Annotated in this window: 24 protein-coding genes; 1 reads left to right on the top strand and 23 read right to left on the bottom strand. The window is 33.2% G+C overall.

All coding sequences use genetic code 11. The features are described from left to right. Positions 1–2: 2 nt before the first annotated feature. The 17 genes from HNR33_RS06910 to HNR33_RS06830 all read right to left on the bottom strand — a co-directional run bounded on the left by HNR33_RS06910 (position 3) and on the right by HNR33_RS06830 (position 17,338). Positions 3–1,130 (bottom strand): glycosyltransferase family 1 protein, encoded by a 1,128-nt coding sequence (locus HNR33_RS06910; protein WP_429081597.1) that lies wholly within the window; start codon positions 1,128–1,130, stop codon positions 3–5. Beyond that, entirely contained in the window at positions 1,123–1,866 is a 744-nt protein-coding gene (locus HNR33_RS06905; protein WP_429081595.1) for a DUF2334 domain-containing protein, read from the bottom strand. The genes HNR33_RS06910 and HNR33_RS06905 overlap by 8 nt, the downstream gene beginning before the upstream one ends. 14 nt (positions 1,867–1,880) lie before the next feature. Then, positions 1,881–2,558, bottom strand: a complete 678-nt coding sequence (locus HNR33_RS06900) for a GNAT family N-acetyltransferase (RefSeq protein WP_429081593.1) — start codon at positions 2,556–2,558, stop codon at positions 1,881–1,883. Positions 2,559–2,605: 47 nt separating this feature from the next. Beyond that, complete coding sequence (locus tag HNR33_RS06895) at positions 2,606–3,754, bottom strand: ATP-grasp domain-containing protein (protein WP_429081592.1); 1,149 nt, start codon at positions 3,752–3,754, stop codon at positions 2,606–2,608. Positions 3,755–3,831: 77 nt separating this feature from the next. Beyond that, positions 3,832–4,929 carry a glycosyltransferase family 4 protein gene (locus HNR33_RS06890; RefSeq protein ID WP_429081590.1) on the bottom strand — a complete coding sequence of 366 codons (1,098 nt, stop codon included), beginning with the start codon at positions 4,927–4,929 and terminating at the stop codon, positions 3,832–3,834. Between the two features lie 14 nt (positions 4,930–4,943). After that, positions 4,944–5,891, bottom strand: a complete 948-nt coding sequence (locus HNR33_RS06885) for an NAD-dependent epimerase/dehydratase family protein (RefSeq protein ID WP_429081587.1) — start codon at positions 5,889–5,891, stop codon at positions 4,944–4,946. Further along, positions 5,839–6,462, bottom strand: a complete 624-nt coding sequence (locus HNR33_RS06880) for a sugar transferase (protein ID WP_429081586.1) — start codon at positions 6,460–6,462, stop codon at positions 5,839–5,841. Before HNR33_RS06880 ends, HNR33_RS06885 begins: the two co-directional genes overlap by 53 nt. 254 nt (positions 6,463–6,716) lie before the next feature. Then, a complete protein-coding gene (locus tag HNR33_RS06875; protein WP_429081584.1) occupies positions 6,717–9,695 on the bottom strand; it encodes an O-antigen ligase family protein in 2,979 nt (992 codons plus the stop codon). A gap of 32 nt (positions 9,696–9,727) precedes the next feature. Next, positions 9,728–11,041 (bottom strand): GumC family protein, encoded by a 1,314-nt coding sequence (locus HNR33_RS06870; RefSeq protein ID WP_429081583.1) that lies wholly within the window; start codon positions 11,039–11,041, stop codon positions 9,728–9,730. 101 nt (positions 11,042–11,142) lie between these two features. Continuing rightward, complete coding sequence (gene fabZ / locus HNR33_RS06865) at positions 11,143–11,574, bottom strand: 3-hydroxyacyl-ACP dehydratase FabZ (RefSeq protein ID WP_429081582.1); 432 nt, start codon at positions 11,572–11,574, stop codon at positions 11,143–11,145. Positions 11,575–11,602: 28 nt separating this feature from the next. Beyond that, complete coding sequence (locus HNR33_RS06860; RefSeq protein ID WP_429081580.1) at positions 11,603–12,553, bottom strand: AEC family transporter; 951 nt, start codon at positions 12,551–12,553, stop codon at positions 11,603–11,605. Positions 12,554–12,620: 67 nt separating this feature from the next. After that, entirely contained in the window at positions 12,621–12,944 is a 324-nt protein-coding gene (locus HNR33_RS06855) for a rod-binding protein (RefSeq protein WP_429081579.1), read from the bottom strand. 13 nt (positions 12,945–12,957) lie between these two features. Then, the gene (gene flgG, locus HNR33_RS06850; RefSeq protein WP_429081576.1) at positions 12,958–13,755 is read right to left on the bottom strand and encodes a flagellar basal-body rod protein FlgG; all 798 of its coding nucleotides are present in this window, start codon (positions 13,753–13,755) and stop codon (positions 12,958–12,960) included. A gap of 67 nt (positions 13,756–13,822) precedes the next feature. After that, positions 13,823–14,896, bottom strand: a complete 1,074-nt coding sequence (locus HNR33_RS06845) for a flagellar hook-basal body protein (RefSeq protein ID WP_429081575.1) — start codon at positions 14,894–14,896, stop codon at positions 13,823–13,825. An 11-nt stretch (positions 14,897–14,907) separates the two neighbouring features. Then, complete coding sequence (gene mreB / locus HNR33_RS06840; RefSeq protein WP_429081573.1) at positions 14,908–15,939, bottom strand: rod shape-determining protein; 1,032 nt, start codon at positions 15,937–15,939, stop codon at positions 14,908–14,910. A gap of 206 nt (positions 15,940–16,145) precedes the next feature. Next, entirely contained in the window at positions 16,146–16,400 is a 255-nt protein-coding gene (spoIIID, locus tag HNR33_RS06835) for a sporulation transcriptional regulator SpoIIID (protein ID WP_429081570.1), read from the bottom strand. A 128-nt stretch (positions 16,401–16,528) separates the two neighbouring features. Continuing rightward, positions 16,529–17,338: a peptidoglycan DD-metalloendopeptidase family protein gene (locus HNR33_RS06830; RefSeq protein WP_429081567.1), complete on the bottom strand. Its 810-nt coding sequence runs from the start codon at positions 17,336–17,338 to the stop codon at positions 16,529–16,531. 173 nt (positions 17,339–17,511) lie between these two features. On the opposite strand from HNR33_RS06830, the gene HNR33_RS06825 reads away from it, so the two are divergent. After that, complete coding sequence (locus tag HNR33_RS06825; protein WP_429081565.1) at positions 17,512–17,919, top strand: hypothetical protein; 408 nt, start codon at positions 17,512–17,514, stop codon at positions 17,917–17,919. A 131-nt stretch (positions 17,920–18,050) separates the two neighbouring features. On the opposite strand, the gene spoIID is transcribed toward HNR33_RS06825, so the two are convergent. From spoIID to HNR33_RS06795, 6 genes are all read right to left on the bottom strand, one after another. Further along, complete coding sequence (spoIID, locus tag HNR33_RS06820) at positions 18,051–19,121, bottom strand: stage II sporulation protein D (RefSeq protein ID WP_429081563.1); 1,071 nt, start codon at positions 19,119–19,121, stop codon at positions 18,051–18,053. A 118-nt stretch (positions 19,122–19,239) separates the two neighbouring features. Continuing rightward, positions 19,240–19,968, bottom strand: a complete 729-nt coding sequence (locus HNR33_RS06815) for a Rossmann-like domain-containing protein (protein WP_429081560.1) — start codon at positions 19,966–19,968, stop codon at positions 19,240–19,242. Between the two features lie 4 nt (positions 19,969–19,972). Then, on the bottom strand, positions 19,973–20,686 hold the full coding sequence (locus tag HNR33_RS06810) for an ABC transporter ATP-binding protein (protein WP_429081559.1): 714 nt from the start codon (positions 20,684–20,686) through the stop codon (positions 19,973–19,975). Positions 20,687–20,713: 27 nt separating this feature from the next. Further along, positions 20,714–21,496, bottom strand: coding sequence for an ABC transporter permease (locus HNR33_RS06805; protein ID WP_429081557.1), 783 nt, complete (start codon positions 21,494–21,496; stop codon positions 20,714–20,716). Positions 21,497–21,511: 15 nt separating this feature from the next. Next, positions 21,512–22,330 carry a molybdate ABC transporter substrate-binding protein gene (gene modA, locus HNR33_RS06800; RefSeq protein WP_429081555.1) on the bottom strand — a complete coding sequence of 273 codons (819 nt, stop codon included), beginning with the start codon at positions 22,328–22,330 and terminating at the stop codon, positions 21,512–21,514. A gap of 232 nt (positions 22,331–22,562) precedes the next feature. Next, on the bottom strand, positions 22,563–26,033 hold the full coding sequence (locus HNR33_RS06795) for an immune inhibitor A domain-containing protein (protein ID WP_429081554.1): 3,471 nt from the start codon (positions 26,031–26,033) through the stop codon (positions 22,563–22,565). Between the last annotated feature and the right edge of the window lie 97 nt (positions 26,034–26,130).

Below are 26,130 nucleotides of genomic sequence, written 5' to 3'. Positions count from 1 at the left end.
AGCTATTCCCCCGTATTATAAAATAGTGATTTTTCGATATAAAAACCAATCAATTCTTGAGAGCTCTTTTCAATGTCATATCCTGCATTTCTGAATACAATAGCTGGAATTTTTGTTCTTTCATAATTACAATAGTCCAATATCTTATTTTCCCACAAATGGACATCCATTTGAACTCTACTAACCACTTTTGTTATAAACGCCACCTCTGGTACATTATCGGATACAACACATGGTAATCCTGCCGTTTGAGCTTCAATAACAGAAATCCCTAAGCCTTCAAAAATTGATGGAAACGCAAATACATCCATCGCTTGTAAATATTCGTTAATATTTGGAACATTACCTAGTAATATCACATTATCTTCTATACCTAGACGCTCTATCTGAGTTATTATATTTTCTCTTAATTCACCATCACCCAAAAGCAATAACGTTGAATTATTCTTTCTTCTCTTCACTTCATTAAAAACTTCAACTAAAAATTTATGGTTCTTAGGATATGTGAAACTGCCAACATGGCCTATTACAAACTTGTCCTCAATTCCTAATATTTTTCGTATTTTATTTCGAGTAGCTTGATTAAATAAATATTTATTAATATCTATAGCATTTTTGAACAATCTATAATTTGACTTCTTTACTGATTTCTTCCCAAAAAGCCATCTACCAGCTTCATCAGAACACGCAAACAAATAATCTGCTTCATATCTAACTGGAAGTTGTAGAAGGTACTTAATAATCTGTTCTAATTTATTTCCTCTCGATGCAGTACTATGGCTGTGAGCAATAGTTGTAACTCCATAGTTTTTAGCAATCTTTAAATATATTGAAGCAGTACTTCTCATATGACCATGTATTATTTTGTATTCAGGATGTGCTTCAAATAATGTTCTCCACTGATGCATATATTTATAGTGATTTTTACCGTTATATCTTGATATTGTATGAATTTTACCGCCTAATTTTAATATTTCATCATCATAGTCACATTCATCTTCTGTATGCTTTACAAAATCAAACTGAACTTTCGATCGATCAATATTACGATATAGGTTCATAACCATGGTTTCTGCTCCACCACGATCAAGTCGCCCTAAAACATGGAGTATTCTAATTGCATTATTCATTCTTTACTCTCCTTGGTATATTTCGAAGTAATCTAATCATAAAATATGCGAATCTAAGTATTTTGTCATATATCCCTAGGTTTCTGTCCTTAAATTCTATATCTGAAAACGAACTGAATTTAGTTTGATTTTCCTTAATAAATTTCTCAAGCAAATAAAAATCTTGATCAGTCATTTCATTTGGATGATAACAGAATGTTGTAATTTTAAATGGAAGATTCCGTACTCTTCCTGATTGTTGAGGAATAAAATAAAAACCATCACTTTTATAGATGTCGTTAGCAATTGTATCACTAATAATTCTAATATCGCTTTTTAGTCTAAGAGCCTCTAATGTATTTATATCAAATGTATGAGATGGAGCAAAAAAAATCATTGTAGATATACCATGACTATCTAGAATCGAAATCCCCATATCGATCTTTTCTTTTTGAATCTCAAGAGATATGCCTGCAAACTCTGATCTATAATTAACTGGATTTAATCCTCCACAATTTGAATCATAAACATGGTTACAACCGTGTAATGCGATTGTCCATTCCTTTTCTTGCCAACATTTCACTTTGTCCCAGAAATCTTCATCTTTTTTATATTTATCTATCATATTCGGATCTTGATTGTTCGGTATAATACCAACAATAGGTTTGATACTATACTTGTCTAATAATACTTCTATTCTATTCCACTTACTTACATCCATGAATTCTGATGCGTCATCTAGTCTTAATAAGTACATGCTATCACCTACAATTAAATATTATTATTCCATACTTTTTCTTTGCTGTCTAAGAATAACTCTCTCCGGATTTTCACTCCCAAAATATTGTAAACTTCCGTAATTCCTACTAAAATACCATTTAATTTCATTACTGTTCTTATATAAGCCCCATTAGTCGCACCAGTAATCAATAACAGTCTTTTATAATTACTAGTATCTAAATAATAACTAATTACATAACTTAATAATTCTTGGTTAATTCCACATCCTCTATGATTTTCATTTACTATCACATAAGCACCATATATGGTATCCTTATCAAGCATAATCTCATGTTTCCTTGCAAGAGTTCTGCCACTCGTATTAGATAATTTAAAATTATTTTTAAAAACCCACATGCCTGCAATTGGCTTTAGCGCATCTCCATATACTAAAAAACAATCATAATTTTTATCTAGCCATTCATTAATTTGACTATGTGAAACAGAATCACGATTAACAGACTTATAAAACTGATAAATCATATCAACATTAGTAGTTAACTTAATACATTTAATCTGATTTTTCGAAGATCCTAAGAATATCTCTTTTATTGGTACAATTAAAATGACTCCAATATGACGTTTGAAGAGAAAAGACAGTATCAAGTATGGTTTTTTAACCGCCAACTTTATATAGTACCATATTTTAACCCGTACATTATACTTCATTCTTGTCATCTCCCTTCAAAACTTAGTTTCTAAGTTGATTAAAAAATTTATATTCTATATATTAATTTAAATAGAAAAGGTTTTACGTCTCTCCAATTCAAGATGAGATGAACATCAGTCTTTATAAACTCTAAAAACCATTTCGATAAACTAATCTTTCTATCTAATACGTTTCTAAAATCAGCGATTTCACTCATTACCTTTACTGTTTTTTTTACCTTTTTGTCGCATTTTTCAATAGATTCTCCGATGGCTTCTTTAATCCATAGTTCCGGTAAATTAATACCAGCTTTCGTAAAAGCGTAGCCATAGGCACCATTGCGGAAGTTCATTTCAATAAAATAAACATAACTATTATCATACATGAACTCTATATCAAAAATACCTTTGAACCCAATACTCTTCACTAAAGATATTATTTTATCTTCATTTAATAAAGTAGTATCACCTACTATTTTTGCATATGTAGTGCTTCCAGGTGCTATCGTTGAAACTCTAATTTTTTCAACAATACCTGAGACAAAGACATTATTAGAATTAAATGTTGATATTCCTTGAATTCCTATTTCACCACTTTTATTGACATACTGTTGTACTAGTAACTCTTTGTACTTTTTTTTATAGTTAACTAAAGTTCTATATAACTTCACTCTATCATTAATTACAACAATATCACTTTTCGTGCCATCAACACTTTTAGTGGGCTTTATAATACAAGGAAGTCCAATAATGCTCATGATATCTTCGATAATAATCTTATCATCTCGACTAAAATCTAACAACATACTATTTGGAATCTTAAATCCTAATTTTTTAACTAAATGATTCATCATATCTTTATCCATCAATTCAGATATCTTTAAACTAGTATTGCATATATGAGGAAATATAAATTTATTATTCAATTCTTTTAAGTTTTTATCTAAAAATCTTGCTGAATAATCATCTGAAGGAAAAATAATTGGTAAATGACTTTCTCCATTGAACTCCCCAAATAATAATTCTATAATTTCATCTTCGCCTGAAACGAACCAACTCTTCTTAACATATTTGCTTTTTGTCACATAATTTTTAGCTGAATTTACTGATATGAAATAAACCGGAATGCCGTTTTCTCCTAAACTTCTAATAATCCCTAAGCCATTATGGTGGGCCCCACCAAGCACTATTATTTTGTTTAAAATTCTTTTTTCCACACAATAGCTCCTTTCACCTTATGACCTAACCGAATTAATTCCTCTACTTACTTGAAGCTAGAAACCAAGCATAATAACTAATCATTATTTTTAATTACATCTAAATACCTATCACTAACTATCTGCCTGTCAAATTCTTTCTCAACCTTAGCTCTTCCTGCTAAGCCCATTTTAACTTTATCTTCAAAGTTCAATTTCAGAAATGACATAACCTTATCTGCTAAATCTTCTGCGCTTCTGGTTTCAAACAAGTATCCTGTCACTCCATCATCTATAACATCTTTTGAGCCATTAATTTTTGAAGCAATACATACTCTCCCCATAGCTGCTGATTCAAGTAGCACATTTGGAACACCTTCTCCACCGTGAGAAGGAAGAATTGTGCAGTGACATTTTTCTATCCATGATTTAATATCTTTCTGAAACCCAATGTAATCAATAATTCCTTTTGAATGATATTCCTCAATAATCGATTTGTATTTTTCTTCTTCAATGAACCCTGCAATGTAAAAGTTCGCATACTGATACTTTTCTTTCACGACTCTAGCAGTTTCCAAATACTGATCGATACCTTTTAATTCCATCACTCTTCCCATAAAAATAAAATTAGTATCAACACCATAAGGTAATTCACTGACTTGAAATTGCTCTAGATTAACGCCAGAGCCTGGGAGTATTGCATAGTTGTCCTTTACCATGCCATTTTTTACAAATAAATCTTTGTCTCCACTATTTTGAAAAAACACCTTGTAAGATCTTTTAACTGATAGCCTATATAAGAGTTTTGCTACCTCGCTTACAAAGTTTCTTTTTAGAAAAGTAGCGCCTGTACCAGTAATATTATTGACCTGCTTATTCTTTGTAATATTGGAAGCAATGGAACCATAGATATTCGGTTTAATTGTGTAAGAAAAGATGATATCTGGTGTGACTTCCTTCATTATCTTTATATAATTTAAAATCAATCCAAAATCTCTAATAGGATTAATTCCTCTACGATCTACAGGTGTATCAATTATTCTGCATCCCATATCACTGAAGAACTTGTTATCATCTGCTTTTGGCATTGAAATGTATACTTCATGACCTTCATCATTTAATCTTTTAATTAATTCTTTTCTAAAGTTATATAATGTAATAAAATGATTCGATAGAATCAAAATTCTTTTCTTCATTATATCGCACCTACTTATCTTCCAAAGTATTCTTTCACTTCTCTTGCTATACCAGTTTCAAAAGGTTCTGGTTGGTAGCCAAAATCTACTGCTGCAGCTTCATGTGAGAAGCTCCTATCCTCACTCATTCGCTGTACCTTTTCTATATAATCTACTTTGCCAATTGTTAATCCTTTCATTGCTCTTGCCAAGAATACTCCAAAACCAAGTGGGAAGCTGACAAATACAGTTTTCTTCCCGAGGTTACTGCTTATCATCTTAAATGCTTCAAGCATTGTGATGGGCTTTTCTCCTGATAGGATATATTCTGACTTAGCTCTTTCGGCAGGCATCATTAATACATCATAGTACGCTTTGCCTAGGTCTCTAGCATTAACCGGTTGGATTAAACTCTTACCATGATTAATTACTGGGAAAATTCTAAATCGATCAATCATCTTAATGAATTTACTCATGTTCCTATCGCAGACATCTCCATAAATCATGGTTGGCCTTAAAATAGTCATCTTTATCTCATTTTTTGAAATGATATCTTTTATTTTTTTTTCAATGATTAAATATTCTTCAGAAGCGATTCTAAACTTAGAGAAAATACCAGTTGTATGTACACTTACAATTCTCTTCACGCCATTGTTTATCGCAGCATTCAAGATTCTAATCGTATGTCTGATGTTGACGATATGTACTATTGAGTCTACACCTTTCATTATTCCATTTAAGAAGGCCTCATCGTGAATGTCCCCAACAACCTTTTCAATATTTAATCCACTGTTATCCAACATTGATGTATCAGATGTTTCTCTAACGATGCAGCGGATTGACCCTACGTATTTATTATTAATGAGTTCTTGCAAGAAATATTTTCCTGTATGGCCTGAAATACCTGTTACTAATAACATCTGTTCACCCCTACTGTTTTGTGGATTCTTCTCGTTTAGATTTACTTCCAGTACTTCCTTCAACGACACCGTCTGACTTCAGTACGCTCACAATTGTCCCAAAGAAGCATTTCACATCCATGAAAAATCCTATCTTCTCAGCATACTCTCCATCCAGTTTTGCCTTTACTTCAATGGACAGTTCATCCCTACCATTAATCTGTGCCAATCCAGTAAGGCCTACAGGTATGTCATTGGCACCGTATTTGTCTCTCTCTTCAATCAAATCATACTGATTCCAAAGAGCTGGCCTTGGCCCGATAATACTCATCTCACCCTTAAAGATATTGATGATCTGCGGAAGTTCGTCCAGACTTGTCTTTCTTAAAAACTTCCCGACCTTTGTAATCCATTGATTTGGATTTTCAAGAAGATGCGTAGGTGTATCCTTTGGCGTATCAATAAGCATAGTTCTAAACTTTAAAATATGAAAATAACTCTTATGTATCCCAACCCTCTTCTGTTTAAAGAAAACAGGACCCTTCGAGTCAAGCTTAATCGCCATAATTGCAATCAAGAAAACAGGAGATAAAATGATAAGACTTAGTAAAGATAGTATGATATCTAATAATCTTTTTATTTTCAAGTATCTCATTTCAAGTAATCCTCCCCGTTAGCTAGACTATCGCTACTCTAGCATACACAATCTTTTTATAATCATCTAGGGCAAAGTCCCATACATAACCTAAAAAATAAATACTCTAAGCTTATATATTTGATCGAATATATAAGCTCTAAAGTGCTTATATTTTGTCAAAATAAATTTCATTAATATTATAAACTTTTGTCCAAGTATCATCAAGGTTTATCGTTATTACCTTTTTTATACTATTCGACAAATTTCAATTTCTACTTTATTTTCTTAAATATGACAGTTTCCTCTATATCTATGTATCCTAAGTCTTTGCCATTGTGTTGAAGCCTCAAATACTGAGTGCCTGATTCGATATCTGAATCAGTCTTTATATTTAACTTATATATTTGCCAATCATCATTCAGTTTAACACATTTCAAAACACCTTGTACTTCATTTTCAGCCTTACCATCATACACATAGAAGTTAAATGTAGTATCCTTCACATTACCTCTTACTTTAAAATAAACATTATATTCAGTATCTGGTTCAAGCTTTAACCCAGAAGGATAAACTAGGCCATATGATTCACCATCATTAGTTATTCTTATATAACTATCTTCCTCTTCATTTATTAACTCATATTGGATATTTCCTTCCTTAGAATTCCATATTCTGAGTTTGTCAATCTTTTCATTGCTATCAATATCTAAATCAAAATAATAAGCAAAGTCTAAAGCATAACCTTTTTCAAGCTTATACTCTCTATTCTTCAAATTCTCATAATTAAACTGTATAAACCCTATTTTATAAACTAAATCCTCATTATATTTAAGTGGTTTTAATGCGATGTCATTAACAGCCTTTATCTCTTCTTTCACTTTATAAGCCTCTTCAATAATCTCTTCTGCCTTATTTAAATCTTTCTTTTGAGCAGCATAATAGTTAAATGCAGCTAGATATGCATCACATTTTTGGACATAATTCTGAGTCCTCATAGGTTGTAGCTCAATAGCTTTTTCAACTAATTCCAATGCGTCATCAATTTTACCTATACTCATATATACAGAACTAGCTATAGAGTTAAGCTGGGAACTGTACGGAGCTAATCTTATGGCTTTTTCTGTTAACTCTAGAGATTTCTTTACATACTCTTTATCTTGAGTAAGTTGAAATTTCACTTTATAAAATGTAGATAAATCCGTCTTATACTCTGCGTTATATTTATCAAACTTTGAAGCTTTTTCAAAATAATTGATAGCTTCATCAATTTTTTGCTTTTTACTAGCAGCTAGTGCTTTCTCTGCGTTTTTGTTTGCTAAAAGTAGTGATGACGAACCTATGATTAGAATTAGCATAATAAGTGATACTACAACATTACATATATTACTATTTTGCTTTATTTTTTTATTTTTTGAATTACTAGTATCAATATCTCTAACTATACTAAATCCACTATATAACACACCCATCAGCATCCATAAAATAAAAGTCAGAGCTGATAGTGATAAGTCAAAGTCCATAAAAGCATGTCCTAGAATTGCTGCTACTGCAACAACAACAGATACTAATACTGTTCTTTCATCTTCATTTTCAATATTTCTATATTTTTTGTAGGCTATATACACTAATCCTAGTACTAAACTAACAAATATACCTAATCCTATAATACCTACTTCTACCCACATCTGTAAAAAATAGTTATGAGCCAATTTAGTCCAGTATAGATACGATTGATACATCTGGTATAGTGTTACCCATCCTCCACCACCAGTTCCTAGTATAGGGTAATCTTTTATTACTTTAAATGAATCTCTATAAAATGCTATTCTTGCTTGAGCACTGTGATTTTCTAAGCTTATACTTTCAAATCTTTTAACAATGCTTTCTGGTATATACTTGTATTTTAACGGAATATCTTTAACTATTTCATTGGTATTCTTATTTATAATACTAGCTTCACTATAAGTAATAGAAGTATCTGTATAATAATTATCAAAGTTCACTCTTACAGCTTCTGTACTGTCGAGCGAAGTAAATGGTATGTTTAATTCATTCGTATGAGGATCTGTTATATCAACAAATTCTATCTTTTCTAGCTTACCTTCTGCATCTACACTATATATTCTTATTCTACCTACACTTAGTTTCTCATTATTGTTTTCACCGTTATATTTTACTATTAACTCATACTCTATATTCGGAAGTATTTTTTCAATATTTCTATATACACTTGTCCACTTATTTTCAGTACTAGTATTAGCTAAAGTTAATGAAATAGTAGAATTTATAGCATAAGCTACAAATACTCCACAAAGAATAAATATTATTGAAAAAGCTATCATCAATTTCTTAATAGAAACATTTCTTAATCTATTCTGTATCATAGATAAAGCATATGTTAATACTCCAGTAGCTATTGCTGAAAATATGACTATCATCCAAAGAATAGTGCTACCACCTTCAAGCTTTTGTGAAAACAAGAAGGCTAGTGGGATGCTAATTCCTCCATTTATTATTAAATTAATAATAGCTTCAAGTTTCCTTTTATTTGGTATAAAAATGATAAATAATAAAAGTATAAAAGGTAATATAAGCCACATACCTCTTGAATACGTAAGTATGAATGTAAATAACATTATTGACGAACAAGCACTGTATAGAGCTTTAATAAGTTTTCTCTCTTCTGAAACAACTAATCCTATAGATAGTACAAATAGTGCACCTAGGTATGAAGCCAATGTGTTAGGGTATTGGAATGTAGAGTTAATTCTTCCGCTTACGATTGCCCCGTTATAGCTCCACGTTCCTATGGCAGATCCTATACCAACTAGACATACTCCTACACCACTTAGTATAATAGTATTTAACAACCATCTTTTACGTCTCTCATCTGTTGCTAGATCTCTAGCTAATAGAAATATAACAAAATAGTTTGCATATTTTAAAAACTCACCTATTGCTAGTCTTGTATTTACTCCATAGAATATAGAGATAAAATACATGAAAACTACACCTATAGCAAGTATGTCTATAGGTGTCTTTATAAGCTTATAGCTCTTATCTTTATATTTATAAATCATCCATACTAATGCTAATGTAAATGAAAATATATGTGCTGGTAATAGCTCCGGATCAAAGTATAATCCTCTGAAAAATGGAGCTAAAAATAGTAATATACATAATCCAGTAAATATGATATTTTCAGTTGTTAGTATAGTACCCTGCTTTAATGTTGCTGTTTTTGAAGACATATGTGTAACCTCCGCACTTTTGTTTAGACTGCCTATTTTGCTTCTATTGCTGACTTTTGCCAATACGCTCTAAAGAATGCTATAAATACTCCTACCATAGCACCTAGTACTCCAGCTATAGCTAGGTTTAGCATCTTTCTAGGTCCTACTGGAACCTCTGGTATTGGGGCCTGTGAAACTAAATTAATAGTAGAATCTCCTATTTCTGTACTTTCTGCTATTCTTGTTTCCTCATATTTGTTTAAAAAAGCGTTATATGTTTCTGTTGCTAAGTCTACTTTCCTTTGTACTAATGCTAACTGATGCTCCTTCTCTACTAGGTCTGACTGTATGGTTTCAAGCTCCTTCTGTGTTAAGTCTATCTTAGACCTAATCATTTCTAGCTCCTTTGAAGCTTCCGATACACCAATCTTATATTCAGATACCTTTGATGTAAGCGTAAGATAAGTTTCATTTACTTCTTCATTTTTCATAGTAAGCTTTGCTGTTTCTGTTGCTGAAGAGTCATTTTTTTCTGACACTATTTGTCCTAATAATGGATCTTCTGCTACAGATTTATATGTAACTAATATTTGAGGAGTATTCTTAAGCTCTGCTTCTGCAGCTTCAAGACCTGCTTTAAGCTTGTTAAGCTCTACTTCTTTTTCCACTAACTGAGTTTTATATCCTGTCAATAACTGCAGCTTTGAGTTAAATTCCTCTCTAAGCTCATTAGCACCTCTAGGCTGTTCTAGTTGTTTTTTTAGTTCTAACGAAGCATCATCAAGCTTCTTTTTTTCAACCTCAAGCTGTCCTTTTAAAAACTGTGATGATTTCGATGCTTGTTGTCTTGATAGTTCTGTTATGAATGCAGTGAATTTCTTCGCTACAGTATTAGCTATATCTGATGCAAGCTTTGGATCACTATGTGTAACCTTCACTTCTATAAGGTTTGTGTCTTTTATGGTTTCAAGCTGAATTATGTTTCTTAAGCCATTTCTGGTTATTCCTTTTTCTCCTAGCTTAAGTTCATCTATTACTTGCTGTAAAATTTTAGGGTTCTTTATCTGCTCTTTATATGTTTGTATAGTCATAATCGGATATGCAGATATAGAGTCTAGCATTCCCTCTATACTTTCTCCGTTCTGCTGCATAGATGTAAGCTTATCTGTTGCAAAGGATGCCATAAGTATTGATTTTGCTTCATATGTTGGGTCCATTATAAAGAAACTAAACACTCCTGATACTAGTAAGCTAATCGCAGTTATTACAGCGATTAACTTCCAGCCATTTATTAAAGTCTCTATTAGTTCACGCAGAGATATCTCGTCATAATCATAATACTGTTGATTTACTGGCTGTTGCATATGTTTTCCTCACTTTCACCTATTAATCTATTTAAGCCGATACTAGCTCATTGCTTCTCCAAGTAGATACAGTTCTACATCTAACATTAAATTCCTTCTTTTTATTCTTTTCCAATTATTCCAAACATTAATGTTCCTTTGCAAGCTACTTCACCATCTACATATGCTACTGCATCAGCTTTGCCTATGCCTCTTCTCATAGCTATAAGCTCTACTTCCATTCTTAGAATATCCCCAGGACGCACTTGTTTCTTGAATCTAATACTATCTATACCTGTAAATACTGCTAGCTTGTCTTTGTTTTCTTCTAGTGTCATAACTGCAACTGCACCTACTTGTGCCATCGCTTCTACTATTAGTACTCCTGGCATCAAAGGATTGCCTGGAAAGTGTCCTTGGAAAAATGGTTCGTTTATTGTAACGTTTTTGATTCCTATTGCTTTTTTACCTTCTTCTAGTTCTATTATTTTATCTACGAGTAAAAATGGATATCTATGTGGGATTATTTTCTGTATCTCTATGTTAGTTAACATTATCATCGTCTCCTTTTATTGTATATTATTAAATTGTCGTTATCAAGTATAGTGTCAATGGTACTGTAAACATATTTAGCAGTGTTGTTATAAACACTCCTAATGATGCAAGCTTGTAATCTGAGTCGTAGTTCTTTGCGAATATTGTTGCGATAGCTGCTGATGGCATACTACTTAGTATTACTACTATTCCCGAAACTATTGGAGGTAAATTGAATCTTGAAAATATGAGAACTAATACTATTGGCAAAATGACAAGCCTTATAGCTGACACTATGAATAGCTTGTAGTTTTTAAACATATCTCCCAGCTTCACTTCAGTAAGCAATGCTCCTACTAATAGCATTGCTAGTGGAGTTGTCGTGTCTCCTATTAATTTTAGCGGACTCACTATAAGTGTTGGAAGCTTTATTGGCGATATAAATATTAGAAAACCTATGATAACTGAAAATATCCCTGGATTTATTAGCTTCTTTAGCGTTGAACTTATAGTGCTAGGTGCTTTATCTTTGCCCTCTAATTGATGTTTTATCATTATTTCTACTCCAAGAGTCCAGACTAATACGTTGAACAATATGTTGAATATAGCAGCATAAAATATCCCTTCGCTTCCGTACATAGCATTTACTATAGGAAATCCCATAAATGCAGTGTTCGAGAATATTATTAAAAACTTATATACTCCTTTTTGTGGTTCCTCTATGTGAAACAGCTTTGAAAACGCTGATGCCAGAATAATTGGAACTATAAATCCTAATGATCCAGCTGCAAGTATTAATAAGCTGTTAGAAAGCATTTCCATTGAAAATTCTTTATTCATGGATGCGATTATCATCAGAGGAAGTGTTACATTTACTGTAAAACCTGATAATCCTTTTACCAGTTCATCTGATATTACGTTTAGTTTTTTTATTATAAATCCTATTAGTATTAAAATAAATAGTATTGCTGTTTGTGTGAGTACTGGTGTGAGCGACATTAAATATCCTCCTTGATTACATTATAAAAGGAAGGTCTAAGACCTTCCCTAATATGATATCACATTTTTATTTTGTTTTCATTTGATTATATAACATTTTTGCTATACCTATTCCATTATTTTTTGACATAGAATTTGCAAGCTCTTGGTCATACATATCTTCGAATATTTCTCTAGCTGTGCTTTTCTCCATCAACCCATCTTCTGGGATAGTTGAACGCATTTCTTTTAAAAGCATATGAACGAATATTTCTTCGAAGTCTTGGCAAGCTTTCAACAGTTCTTTATCATTGTTTGTATCTTTGGCATGCTCTGCTGATCTTTTTATGCTATTTTCTCTCATTTGATCAGTATTTATTATTGTATTTGTTGTGTTACTTATAATAGGCATAAAACCACTCTTCCTATCTTCTTAGATTATTTGCCATCTGAAGCATTTCATCAGATGTTTGGATTGTTTTCGAGCTTATCTCATATGCTCTTTGAGCTGTTATCATCTTAACCATTTCATCTACTACCTGAACATTTGATGCTTCAAGATATCCTTGTATTATTTTGCTGTCCATATCCTCTGCATCTACTGCTCCTTCTTCTCCTGATGCAACTGTAGTAGCATATAGGTTTTGTCCATCGTTTATGAGTCCACCTGGATTTGGAAAATTAACAAATTTTAATCTGCCTAATTCAACTATTTCTCCGTCTTCGTCTTTAGCTAATATGTATCCCATTTGATCTATGCTTATATCATGCATTCCGGTTTCTATTATTATTTCATTATCATCTTCGCTTAGAACAAAATATCCTTCAGATGTCACTAGTGTTTGCTCATCTCCATCTTGACTAAGCTTAAAGCTTCCGTCCCTGGTATATCTCATTTGTCCGTTTGGCATTGATACTGCAAAAAAGCCTTCTCCGTCTATTGCAACGTCTAGATCATTCTGTGTTTCTATTAGACTGCCTTTACGGAAGTCTTTTGTAGTCGCTACAGGCATCACACCATGTCCTACTTCTAGATTTACAGGTCTTCCCTGATCATCGTTTAAATTTGATCTTTTGATTGTAGAGTATAAAAGATCTTTGAATTCTACCCTCTGTGTTTTATATGATGTTGTATTAACATTTGCCAGATTGTTCGATATTGTGTCAATGTTAAGCTGCTGTGATTTCATTCCCGTTGCTGCTGTCCATAGTGAGCGTATCACAAATACTCCTCCTTATCTCTAAGCTATATGTATGTGGACAAGCATAAAAATGTCTCTATATCATTTCTTATACTCTTCCTAATTCGTTTACTACTTTGCCTAGGAGCTCATCTTGAGATTTGATTACTCTTTGACTCGATTCGTAGCTTCTTAAGGCTGTTATCATGTTTACCATTTCTTTTATAGTATCTACGTTTGTACTTTCTAGATAGCCTCTTAGTACTTGTCCATCAAATTGGTTTTCTTCTGGCTCTACATTGTCAAGCATCTTGTAAAGATTATTTCCTTGCTTTCTTAGATACTCTTTATTTCCTATTTGTACTATATCAAGACTATCTACTACTTGTCCTTCTTTTATTATATCACCATTGCTGCTTATGGTGAAACTATTATCGTCTAGTACTATCGAACCATATTTTCCTAATACAAAGTATCCTTCCTTTGTAACTAGTTCTCCTCTGTTGTTGAGTGAAAATGAACCGTCTCTTGTGTACATCTCCCCATTGTCTGTTTGGACCTTGAAGAATCCATCTCCTCTTAGTGCAAAGTCTAAGCTATTTCCAGTCTCTAATGTTGTACCTTCAGTAAAATCTGTGGAAATCCTATCTAATCTAACTCCGCCGCTTGTTGTACCTATTACGCTAAATGGAGGGAATATCATCAGATTGTCTATTATCTGACCATTAGATATGACATTGCCTTGAGCATCTATTTCTATGTTCTTGTCTTCTACTCTTATAGGTCCATTTTTCCCTAGAACAAAGTTTTCTCCATCAGACTTTATATCATCATCTATTGTTCTGTAGAATGTCTTAAGATATCCGTTGTCATCTACTGTAAATTGAAGACTTCTGCTGTATCCATTGCCTGCAGGTGTCTTTACTTTAAAGTACCCTGAATCTGTAGATAAAGAAAAAATATCTTCATTTTGCTCTACATTTATGCCTTTAAACGGTCTGTGGTTGTCCATATCAATTCTATCGTTTATTTTACTCAACAATACTTCAGGAAACGCCTCTGATATAACTAGGTCTTTTTTATATCCTGTTGTATTAGTGTTAGCTAAGTTGTTTGATATGACGTCTATTGTTTGCTGGTTGGTACGTAATGCTGATGCTGCTATATACAAAGAATTATTCATTTATCTCACTCCTACTCATAGCTTCTTTTTCTTTGATCATCTGATAATACGTTATTTTCTAATACATCTACCCACTCAAGTGCCTTTCCTGTTCCTATAGCTACACATGATATTGGATCTTCAGCAATGTGCACAGGTATTCCTGTACGCTTACTTATAAGCTTATCTAGCCCCCATAATAGTGAACCTCCACCTGTCATTACCATGCCTGTGTTTCCTATATCTGCAGCTAGCTCTGGCGGAGTTTTCTCTAGCACTGCATGTACTGTATCGGCTATTGAAGTTACAGGCTCTTCTAATGCCTCTAGCATCTCATCGGATGTAACTTTTATTGTTTTAGGAAGTCCAGTTACTAGGTTTCTTCCTCTTATATCCATAGCTATGTCTTTGGCCCTAGGGAATGCAGTTCCTATGTTTATTTTTAGTTCCTCTGCACTTCTTTCTCCTATCATTACATTGTGCTTCTTTCTTATATATCTTACGATTGCTTCATCAAATGTATCTCCTGCTACTTTTAACGATTTGCTAACTACTATACCACCTAATGATATTACTGCTACGTCAGTAGTTCCTCCTCCGATATCTACTATCATGTGCCCATTAGGCTCTGTTATGTCCAGTCCCGCTCCTATAGCTGCTGCTATAGGCTCTTCTATTAAATAGGTCTTTCTTGCTCCTGCTTGATTACTAGCATCTAATACTGCCCTCTTTTCTACCTCTGTTACTCCGCTTGGCACGCAAACTATGATTCTAGGCTTGAATAACATTTTGCCTGCTGCCTTCTCTATGAAATATTTTAACATTCTTTCTGTCACTTCATAATCAGATATAACCCCATCTCGTAACGGTCTTATAGCAACTATATTTCCTGGAGTTCTTCCGAGCATCCTTCTAGCTTCTTCTCCTACTGCTAATAGCTTGTTTGTGTTTTTGTCTATTGCAACTACTGATGGCTCTTGTAGTACTATTCCCTTGCCCTTTATGTATACTAATATACTAGCAGTACCTAAATCTATTCCCATGTCTGATCTAAATGAAAACATAATTCAACCTCGCTTTCCATATTATTATGATATATTATTTAAGTTATTTTAATTATCGACATATGTACACAACTTTCGCATATGGAATAGTTCTATAAATTTTCCAAAATTCCTCTATTTTTTTATTACAAAACAAAAAATATTATCTCTCTAGCCGAGAAATAATATTTTTTGTTTAATTATATATTAAATTATCTTAAAGTTCATTAGTGATTAATTGCTTTGTACTTCATCTTTGTTGCTTTTCCGCCTCTGATATGTCTTTCGGCTTTGTTCATGTCTAGTACATTTTTAACCTTGCCTGCAACAAGAGGGTTTATCCTAGGAAGGCGTTCTGTTACATCCTTATGTACTGTGCTCTTACTTACACCAAAAACACTGGCAGTTTGTCGTACTGTAGCTCTTTCATTTATTATATAATTTGCGATTTCAAGTGCTCTTTCCTCTATATAGTCTTTCACAAAATTTAACCCCCTTTGACGGTATTTTCCAAAATAATTAGAGTCTTTTTCTAAATACTTATGCTGATAAACCATATATTAGAACTCTTATGCTCTAACATTAAATAAATTCTTATGCAGTTTATTTCTTATTTAAACTTTGGAAGAAATGCTTTTGGGTCTATGTTTTTCCCATCTTGTAAAACCTCAAAATGCAGATGAGGCCCTTCTACCATTTCATATCCTGTACCTTTCCCAACGCCGCTTATTGCGTCTCCTTTTTTCACTTCTTGACCTATCTTAACCATTTCATCCGTGGAAAGATTGCCATATTTTGTCTGCAATCCATTGGCATGGTCTATTGTTATTATTATTCCTATGGTTTCATCTTTCTTAATCTGACTTACTACACCATCTAGTGCTGCTTTTACTACGCTTCCTTCTTTGGCTTCTATATCTATCCCATTGTGTGTTGTCCATTGCTCAAGAGTCTTTGAGTAAACTAGTTTATCTTCTGCATAATCTAAACTTACTTTCCCCATCAGCGGGATCATCATAGCTTTTTGCTCGGTCTGTTTACTCTGTTGTGCTAAGCTAGTTGACGCTGGTATAGATTTTGTCTTCTGTTCTTCTGAGGCCGCCGCCCCGTTATCTTTTGTATCTTTAGTTTCTTCATCTATCTCAACGAGTGCTACATCCGGTTCTTTATCTACAGCTGCTTCTTCGCTGTCTTCAATATCTTGTTGTATATCCGGGTACTCGTTAAGGCCATATTCTCTTGACTTATCTATATTATTTTTTGAAACCCATACTGCGGTTGTTGCTACTATGCATATGCAAATGAATAAGATAATATAAAAGCCATCTTTATCTACTAATTTTTTCAAGCCCTTTGAAGCTCTGCTCCACAGAGGCTTTTTGTCATTATTTTGGTTTGGACCTCCATTTAACTCGTCCATGTGCCTCACCTCCATTAGTTATTGTGACCAAAATTTAGTATTTAATACATGTATTATAATTTTTTTTAAAATTTTTAAAAAAATATACTATATCTCAGTTTTCATTTGCATAAGCATATAGCTAGTGATAAAATAGTGTTGATACTTAATAAACTATATTGGGGTTGATGGTTGTGGAAGAAAAAATCTTTGACCTAATGGAAAAGATGTATATTGAAATGCAGGACATGAAGAAAGATATGAAGTCTGAGTTTCAAAAAGTCTATACTGAAATGCATGGCATGAAAACTGATATGCAGGGAATGCAATCCGAGATGCAAGGCATGAAAACTGATATACAGGGAATGCAATCCGAGATGCAGGACATGAAGAAAATCATGGCTACTAAAGATGATGTAAGAAAGCTAGAAAACAATATGACTAGAATGGAAGTTGAAATAAAGAATGACATCAAGGCCTTATACGATGGCTACAAGCAAAGTATTGAGGGCATTAACGATATAAGAGAAAAGCTAGAAAACTTATCTGATAAAGTTGAAAATCAAGAGATTAGACTACAAGTACTAAAAGCAGCAAAGTGAGTCACGGGATCGTCCCGTGACTCACTTTATAACTCATAGGAAAGTGCTAGCTTTCCTTAATATAAACCTTCCGTTAAATGAGTTTCAAAAAAGGCTACCTTAATATATTAATGCTTTAATAGAAGCTTTTTTTATTTTTCGTCTATATTCTCTATTTCTACACCTGTATAATAGTGCTTTAGTATCTGTTCGTAGGAGTTGCCGTTTTTGGCCATTCCATTAGCACCCCATTGACTCATACCTACTCCGTGACCATTGCCTATTGTTTCTATTTGTATTTGATCTCCTATCATATTGATTTTAAAGTTTGTTGAATTGAGATTAAACAATGTTCTAAAGTCTCTACCACTAACTAGATCGTCACCTATCATCAGCTGTTTTATTCTTCCTGTTTCACTCTTTTCTGCTACTTTTATCATTTGTGTAATATTAGACTTAGTTATATTTGTATTTGGATACTTACTATTTACCTTTTTTACAAAATCGTTAAAAGATATTTTCATTGAATCTTTGAATTTTGGTGCATCTTCCTCGTATGGACTCTCAACTGCTCTTAGATAAGGTTTTGCTGATACAAATACATCCTCTGAGTCTTCCGTCATGCCTCCGCTTGTGGAGTGGAATAATGGCTCTATTAATTCCTCATCGAACATCAATACTTCGCCTTTTGTGCTATCTACTGCCTCTCTTATTTTAGGCCAGTATTCATTCGCCCACTTATCACCATGAGCCTGCTTAAGCTCATCTAAGGAAAGCCATGCTTGACAATGGATACCTGTACAAAGCGGTGACTGAGGATGATCTGGATGACCATCTCCAAACCGTTCTATTCTACTAACTGCATATGTTCTTGCTGCTACTGCTTGTGCTTTCAGTGCTTCTATATCAAATGCTGCTGGCATCTCTGCAGCTACTACGCCTTTTATGTATTCTTCTAATTCTATCTCCTCTATTTCATTTGTTTTTGAATTATATATTTTTAAAGCATCATTATTTTCTTCTACTTCTATCCTTTTTACTGGTTCATCCTTATCTTCTATACCATCACATCCTTTAACTAACCCAAACGGAATCAATATGGTGATAAATAATATAAAGATAATGTATACTCCTATTTCCTTCATGTCCTTCCCCCTTATTTCTCCTTTTGTTTTATACATACTTACAATATCTTCACCGCATAGACGTTCTTTTTTATTCATATTTAATTTAAATTATGCTAATTACATTCTATTCAGGAAGTACAGGTTATATGAAAGGAAATTTTTCTCAAAAAAGAAGTTGAGTCAAGAGAAAACCCCTTGACTCAAAGTTAATAAATTATTCTGCACAGAAACAGACTCTGTCTAGTCCCTTTATCTGTGCTACTCCTGCGATTGTTGTGCCAAAAAACAGTACTGGTTTATCTAGGTTTAAGAAGTTGACTATAGTTCCATTGCCAATTGTACTTCCTGTTGCTAATATTATATCTGCCCATTCTATTACATCTTTAAATGCTATACTGCCGTCTTCTACTACTATTCCATACTTTTCTTTTCCTATGTTGTCTGCATCTAAGTCTAATACTCTTACTGAGAATTCAGTTCTAATGTTGTCTAGTATAGCTGGCTGAAAACCTACGAGTCCTATTTTCACATCACCATATTTGTCCTTTATATATTCTTTTATCTTCTTTGCACATATCTCTGGTTGTTCATTTTTACAGTGAACTGTTTTATCTATCATATCTAGGTATCTAAAGATAGCATTGAGTGATGCTATGAATATGGCTTTATTTCTGTTAAATTCTAAGTCTAATGACATAACATCTTTGATACTCCCACTGTAATCAGTAGGTTCATCTGTAAACGCTTGACCAACACATCCTTTTAGTTCTGCATTTATCAAGAATTCTTTACCCTTTAATAGGGGATAATATTTTCTTTCTGTTTCTCCTATGGCTTCTATTGGCTTTAGTACTCTAGTAGTTATTTTTACCGCCTCGTCCATTAGATCGTTTTTAATGACTATTCCATTTAGCGTTTCTTTTATGCTCCTATAAAACTCCATTTAGTCATCTCCTTTGATTAATATTTAAAAACTTTAAAATATAGTCACAGCTTGGATTTTGAATTATTTCTTCTTTTGAACCCACTTGTAATAGTTCCCCGTTATACATTATTCCTATTCTGTCTGCAAGATACAAAGCTTCGTTCAAATCATGTGTTACATGTATTATTGTAGCTTTAAAGCTTTCATGAATTTTCTTAAGCTCATTTCTAAGCATGTCTCTATTTAATGGATCTAGTGCACTTAAGGGCTCATCTAATAGCAGTATATCTGGTGATATTATCAGTGCTCTTGCTAATGCTATTCTTTGCTTTTCGCCCCCACTTAAATTTTGTGGACTGCGTTTGAGCAAATGTCCAATATTAAATAGTTCTGCTAATTCATCTAGCTTGCTTTTTATAATATATTTATCTATCTTTCTAATCTTTAAGCCAAAGGCAATATTTTGTTCCACAGTCATATGTGGAAATAGTTCATACTGCTGATATACAAACCCTATATTCCTCTGTTCTGGAACTAGATTTGACAGGTTTGAAGCATTAAACAGTATTTCGCCACCGGCTGGTTTATACAGTCCCGCTATAGTCTCTAATAGTACCGTTTTGCCTGAGCCACTGGGACCTAGAAGTATAAAGTATTCATTTAATTTTACGTCTAAGCATATATTATTAAGCTGAAATTCTCCTAGTTTCAACTTTAAATTCTTTATATTAAGCATGATAAGACCTCTTTAATATATATTGTATTATTCTTTATCTAGTACCTCAAATATCAAAATTGAAGTAGTTGAGATAATTATTAGTATAGTGGCTATAGCTATTGCTATATCTAAATCTCCAGTTGATATGTTTAAAAATATAGCAATAGGTAAAGTTTCAGTCCTAAATCTAGTAGCTCCTGCAAGCATCATTACAGCTCCAAATTCTCCTAACGCTCTCGACCACGTCATGACAATAGCTGATATCATTCCTTTTTTTATCAATGGAAGTGTTATATGAAAAAATGATTGCCATTTGTTACACCCTAACGTTCGTGCTATAAACTCTGTTTTAGAATTTACATTGTCAAAGCTGTTTTTCAACATCTTTACCATGTATGGCATGTTTACAAAAATTTGTGCTGCTATTATGCCATTGACCGTAAATACAAAATCTAAGCCCCATTTAGACAAAAAAGCTCCAATGCTTGTGTTAGCAAAAATCAGTAGCAAAGCTATCCCAGATACTAGATGTGGAAATGACATTGGTAAATATATCATTGTTGAAATAGCTTTTTTGAGTGGAAATTCATATCTTGATAAACCATATGAAGTCGGCAATGCAAAAAATAAACATATTACCGTGGATATAATAGCTGTTTTAAAGCTTAAATTGATTGAAAATATTATCTCATTAGACTGTAGGGCAGATTTTAGATTTACTACCCCTCTTACTATGATCAGTGCAAGAGGGGTAAATGTAAATAGTGTTACTATTGATAATATTGTTATGATAAAAATAGTAAATATGCTATTTAATCTCCTATTCATGTCAACCAGCCTTCATTATTTTTTTACTGGTGGGAATCCATGCTTTTCGAAAATTGTTTTTCCTTCTTCCGATGATACGAAATCTACAAATTTATTTGATAACTCGGTGTCTTGGGAGTTTTTTAATGTCCCTACTGGTATTGTCTCTATAGAGTTTATGTCTTCTGGTATTTCTATGTATTCTACATCATCATTGTTTACTGCTAAATCTAATGTGACAATAGATGCATCTACATCTTTCATGCTAAGATGAACACCTAGTTCGTTTACTGTAGCAGTTTTTGCGACTACATTAGTGTTGATACCTTCCAGTTTAGAGCTTTTTATTATTCTTTGAGCTGCTTTACCTATTGCATTAGCCTTTTCATCTCCAAGGATAACCTTGATACCTGGTTTAGTCATGTCTTCTAAGGTTTTGATATTAGCCGGATTTCCTTTTGGCACACCAATGACAGGAATATGATATGCAACTGGCTTTCCTTTAAATACTAACTCTTTTTCAAGTGCTACATTGTATGAATCCATAGAGCCTACAATGAATATATCTCCTTTTTTACTTAACTCTGCTTGTGATAATAGCTGTGCAGAACCTGCAAACGTATAGTCGATTTTTACATTGTACTCTTTTTCAAATATTCCTGCTATTTCTGTCATAGGCTTTTTTAATCCTGCTCCACAATAGACTAGCAAAGTTTTTATTTCACTTGTATCTGTACTTGGAGACTCTTTTAAAGCAGTATTATCTGATTTCGGAGTGTCTGTGTTACATGCTGCTAAACTGAATAATAGTGCTATGATCATAAAACAACAAATCACTTTCTTAGTCTTTTTCATGTATTTCACCTCATACGCTATATTTTGTGTAGTATAACAATGGCAAAAATTAAAGCATTTATTTATCGTTTAACGCGTTATACTTTTATTAATATAACGCATGTTGTTTTATTTGTCAATAGTTTGAAATGTATAAAAAGAAAAAGAAGCCTCTATTCAGAGACTTCCTCTTCTTGGGGAAGAAAAAATCAAAAGTTAATAAGTTAAGTGTATGTTACCTATAATATGGAGCCTATAGTAATTTAGCAATTTTGAGTAATCTATAAACTATTACTGCAGCTTGAGCTCTAGTTGCTAATTCTTTTGGTGCAAACCTTCCGTTTTCTATTCCCTCAATGATTCCATTTGACGATACTATTGATAGAGATTCTTTTGCCCAATCTGATATTGCTTCATCGTCTTCAAAGTCTAAGGTAGCTCCTGTGTATTGACCTGGCATTACACATTGTAATGTTCTAGCTATGATTACTGCCATTTCTTCTCTTGTTATCTCATCGTTAGGCCTAAACTCATTGTTATGCCCAACTATTAACCCTTTGCTTGCTGCTATATATACAAACTCGCTATACCAGTCCCTTTCTGATACATCTTTAAATATTGTTATATTTTCAGTGCTCTCAAGACCAAATGCTTTTACTATTATTTTTGCAAATGCTGCTCTTGTTATATTGTCTTTCGGTTTAAAGTTATTATTACCTGCTCCTTCAATTATGTTTCTTTTTGCTAATTCATTTATTGCCTCTTTTGCCCATTCAAAATCTGGTCCAACATCTTCAAACTCTATACTCTCTTCATCACTTCTTGTTTCAGCTTTGGCATCAACTTCTTCTTTTTTATTTTCTTTATCTTTTTTATCTTCTTTATCATAGCTTTTTCGAACTACTTTTATCTCAATTCTGTCTTCCAAACCTCCAATTTTTGCAGTAACTGTTAATGTACCTTCTAATATTCCTTTAACTAGTCCATTTTGGTCAACTGTTGCAGTCTTTGAATCTGAGCTGCTCCATTTAACTCCTGATAAATCTTCTTCTGTTGCAGTTGAGCCATCATCCATTGTTCCAGTTAATTTTAATTGCAAGCTTGCTCCTTTTGTTATCTTTGATTTAGTTGATTGTATTTTTATATCTGCTAGTTTAGCTGGATATTGTCCTTCTGATTTTTCAAAATCCCCACCACTTAAGTCTATTCCATAGCCCGAATACAACTTTGAATTATAGAAAGCTCTTGCATTTCCTTCTGTATCTTCTAAGATAATGAAGCTAACTTTCCATAACCCATCGCTTTCTGCATTGAGAGAAAATAATGGAGCTTTGTATTTTCCATCTTCTAATGTTAACTTCATTTCTTTATTTTCATCTGTCTCTTCATGAGTATATCCTATATAAGCTTTCTCACTTAACTCTACATCTATGCCTGTAGCTTCAACTATTATATTTTCGCCATCAATGTCGACACTGTCAATTTTCATAGCTTCTTCTCGATCATTTGAGTAAGTAGACTCTATGTCTGATCTCATTATATGAATTCTAGCTGTACTCCTATCCTTGCTTTCTTCTGCAACAAAAATCCTTAGATCATACTCAGGCAAGATAAGGCCTGCTTCTGGGTAAGCTTTTAAACTTCTATAGTCTCTGCTGTCATCAAACATTGGCTTTGGAGTTATATCTGAGTCCCACACCTCATAGTTACTGCCTGATATATAATAGCCAGAATTTTCTCTTAAGCTAAATGCAGCGTCATACATTTGATATCCAACTCTATCTACGCCACCATCTCCTGAAGTATATTCATACACCACTGGTTCTTGTCCTGCATCTACCACGCCAGCAAAGCAACGCCCTGGATGTTCTGCTGTATTTTGGTCTGGTCTTTGCCCACCGCCAATCCACATTTCATCTATATACCATATAACAAGTCCTGGATCATAAACTTGGGTTTCACTCCAACTTGTATAAAGCTTATCTATATCACCAGTATTGTTGCGCCACTCTAATAAATAGTAGTGTTGCGATGAAACTTTTCCATCATTTTTTTCGAATCCTTCTAAGGTGAATTTCTCTTCTCCATCTGCATCATCAAACAGTATTTCTTCTCCATTTGCTGTTATTTTAATATCATCAATATATATGCCTTGTTCAGGCGTGTTGCTATCTGTACGCCAACGGAATCTTAGTTCTATTTTCTTCCCTGTATATTGACTTAAGTCAAATTCTGCATCAACCCACTGGCCACCTGAATCATTAGTTATGCCGTATCCTGGATTTCTTTCTCTTATTTCTTCTTCTGATTCATTTTCTTTTACCCAATCATCTACCTCTGTTGTAGTTATATTACCTTCTATTGCAGTCCACTCTTCTTTATCATTTTCTCTAACTTGTACTGAACAGAAATCAAAGCCTGGGTCTATATCATACCAAGTTTTAAATGATAATTTGACATCAGATGCATATACATAGTCAACTACTGTAGTATTAGGTGCATATACCATATCTACTACCGTAGTCATATAATTTAGTAGATTATCACCCTTGCCACTAAAATATGCATATTCACCACTAGGAGGTGTAGTAATAATTGTTTCTTTTTGTGGTAAATCAATTCTTACAGTATCTTTATTCTTACCTTTTATGCTTGTTTGATCTAAGATTACATCTACTCCCTCTGAATCAATTTCATCTATATCATAGGCTACTTTGTTCTGCCAATTAGCTTTAAAGTTATTTTCGCCATCGTTTTCAAACATTTGTGAAAATTTATCCTGCAAATATCGCTTACACCATGCACCATAGTCATTTGGAAATGTTCCAGGTATTATTCCTGTATAACTGCCCCCCATAAGTGACCAATTTTCAACAGGTGGGTAGCTTCCTCCAGTTGAATATAAATCAGGCAGTCCTAAAACATGACCATATTCATGTGCTAATAAATCTAATGGCAAATCTTGCTCAATTACTACAAAATCATCTGCTAACCACTTTCTTCCCTGTCCATCTGTTACTTCATACATTTCATAATTTGTAGTATTATACCATGTTAATCCTGCTCTAAATGGCCATATAGCATCTTCCCCCAGCGAATTTCCCCATTCTTCACCTTTACCAGCATGTACTATAATCAATGTATCTATTATTCCATCCGATTCGTAGTAATTCCCATCTTTATCATGATCCCATTTATCTTCAATATCAAATTGTGACAAGTCTATATTAGAGTCTGCTGCTGCCTTTTCTATAGCCTCCATAACTAGGTATGTGGCATCAGATTGACTTCCACCATAATATTTAGCATTATGTTCAGAAGTATACCAGCCAGCTACTCCTCCTTCTACAGAAAAGCTTCCTCCTGATGATTCTTTATAAAATTTGTTAATAGTTATGAATTCTCTTCCATCAGATCCAGTATAAGTATTATTCCCAAAAAACATTTGTTCAAAGAATTCTGGTGTGAAATGTGCTCCATCAAAACCATTTATAGTCCAATCTTCAAACTCTGTTAATTGTTCGTGATTATAATCCTTGTAATCCATAAGGATTACTAATGGCTTTGAAACAAAAACTTCCCCATCAAATTCCTCTTTTTCTACAGGTGCAATAGCTCTTTGCCCTAATTCTTCAAAGTGCGAAGCAGCAGAAACACTAGGTGATAATGTTCCTAATATTATGAAAATTGACAATATTAAATTGAACACTCTGTTTCTTTTCATGGACATCCCCCTCTAAAAGTGCTTATATTTATTGCACAATACTGTACTTAACAAAATGCCTTATTGTTAAGGAAGGGGGAAAGGGATTTGCATCCCT

The organism is Brassicibacter mesophilus, from assembly GCF_050433385.1.
Lineage (GTDB): Bacteria > Bacillota > Clostridia > Tissierellales > Proteiniboraceae > Brassicibacter > Brassicibacter mesophilus.
This window is presented reverse-complemented; position numbering and strand designations above follow the sequence as displayed.

Excerpts from the sequence above, each read along its gene's own strand:
- spoIID (WP_429081563.1), bottom strand. The coding sequence starts at position 19,121 with ATGAATAAAAAAGAACGTCTATGCGGTGAAGATATTGTAAGTATGTAT.
- HNR33_RS06795 (WP_429081554.1), bottom strand. The coding sequence starts at position 26,033 with ATGAAAAGAAACAGAGTGTTCAATTTAATATTGTCAATTTTCATAATA.
- HNR33_RS06860 (WP_429081580.1), bottom strand. The coding sequence starts at position 12,553 with ATGTCGCTCACACCAGTACTCACACAAACAGCAATACTATTTATTTTA.
- HNR33_RS06870 (WP_429081583.1), bottom strand. The coding sequence starts at position 11,041 with ATGCAACAGCCAGTAAATCAACAGTATTATGATTATGACGAGATATCT.
- HNR33_RS06830 (WP_429081567.1), bottom strand. The coding sequence starts at position 17,338 with ATGGACGAGTTAAATGGAGGTCCAAACCAAAATAATGACAAAAAGCCT.
- HNR33_RS06905 (WP_429081595.1), bottom strand. The coding sequence starts at position 1,866 with ATGTACTTATTAAGACTAGATGACGCATCAGAATTCATGGATGTAAGT.
- modA (WP_429081555.1), bottom strand. The coding sequence starts at position 22,330 with ATGAAAAAGACTAAGAAAGTGATTTGTTGTTTTATGATCATAGCACTA.
- HNR33_RS06815 (WP_429081560.1), bottom strand. The coding sequence starts at position 19,968 with ATGGAGTTTTATAGGAGCATAAAAGAAACGCTAAATGGAATAGTCATT.
- HNR33_RS06880 (WP_429081586.1), bottom strand. The coding sequence starts at position 6,462 with ATGAGATACTTGAAAATAAAAAGATTATTAGATATCATACTATCTTTA.
- HNR33_RS06900 (WP_429081593.1), bottom strand. The coding sequence starts at position 2,558 with ATGAAGTATAATGTACGGGTTAAAATATGGTACTATATAAAGTTGGCG.
- HNR33_RS06845 (WP_429081575.1), bottom strand. The coding sequence starts at position 14,896 with ATGAATAATTCTTTGTATATAGCAGCATCAGCATTACGTACCAACCAG.
- HNR33_RS06875 (WP_429081584.1), bottom strand. The coding sequence starts at position 9,695 with ATGTCTTCAAAAACAGCAACATTAAAGCAGGGTACTATACTAACAACT.
- HNR33_RS06910 (WP_429081597.1), bottom strand. The coding sequence starts at position 1,130 with ATGAATAATGCAATTAGAATACTCCATGTTTTAGGGCGACTTGATCGT.
- fabZ (WP_429081582.1), bottom strand. The coding sequence starts at position 11,574 with ATGTTAACTAACATAGAGATACAGAAAATAATCCCACATAGATATCCA.
- mreB (WP_429081573.1), bottom strand. The coding sequence starts at position 15,939 with ATGTTTTCATTTAGATCAGACATGGGAATAGATTTAGGTACTGCTAGT.
- HNR33_RS06855 (WP_429081579.1), bottom strand. The coding sequence starts at position 12,944 with ATGCCTATTATAAGTAACACAACAAATACAATAATAAATACTGATCAA.
- HNR33_RS06805 (WP_429081557.1), bottom strand. The coding sequence starts at position 21,496 with ATGAATAGGAGATTAAATAGCATATTTACTATTTTTATCATAACAATA.
- HNR33_RS06890 (WP_429081590.1), bottom strand. The coding sequence starts at position 4,929 with ATGAAGAAAAGAATTTTGATTCTATCGAATCATTTTATTACATTATAT.
- HNR33_RS06810 (WP_429081559.1), bottom strand. The coding sequence starts at position 20,686 with ATGCTTAATATAAAGAATTTAAAGTTGAAACTAGGAGAATTTCAGCTT.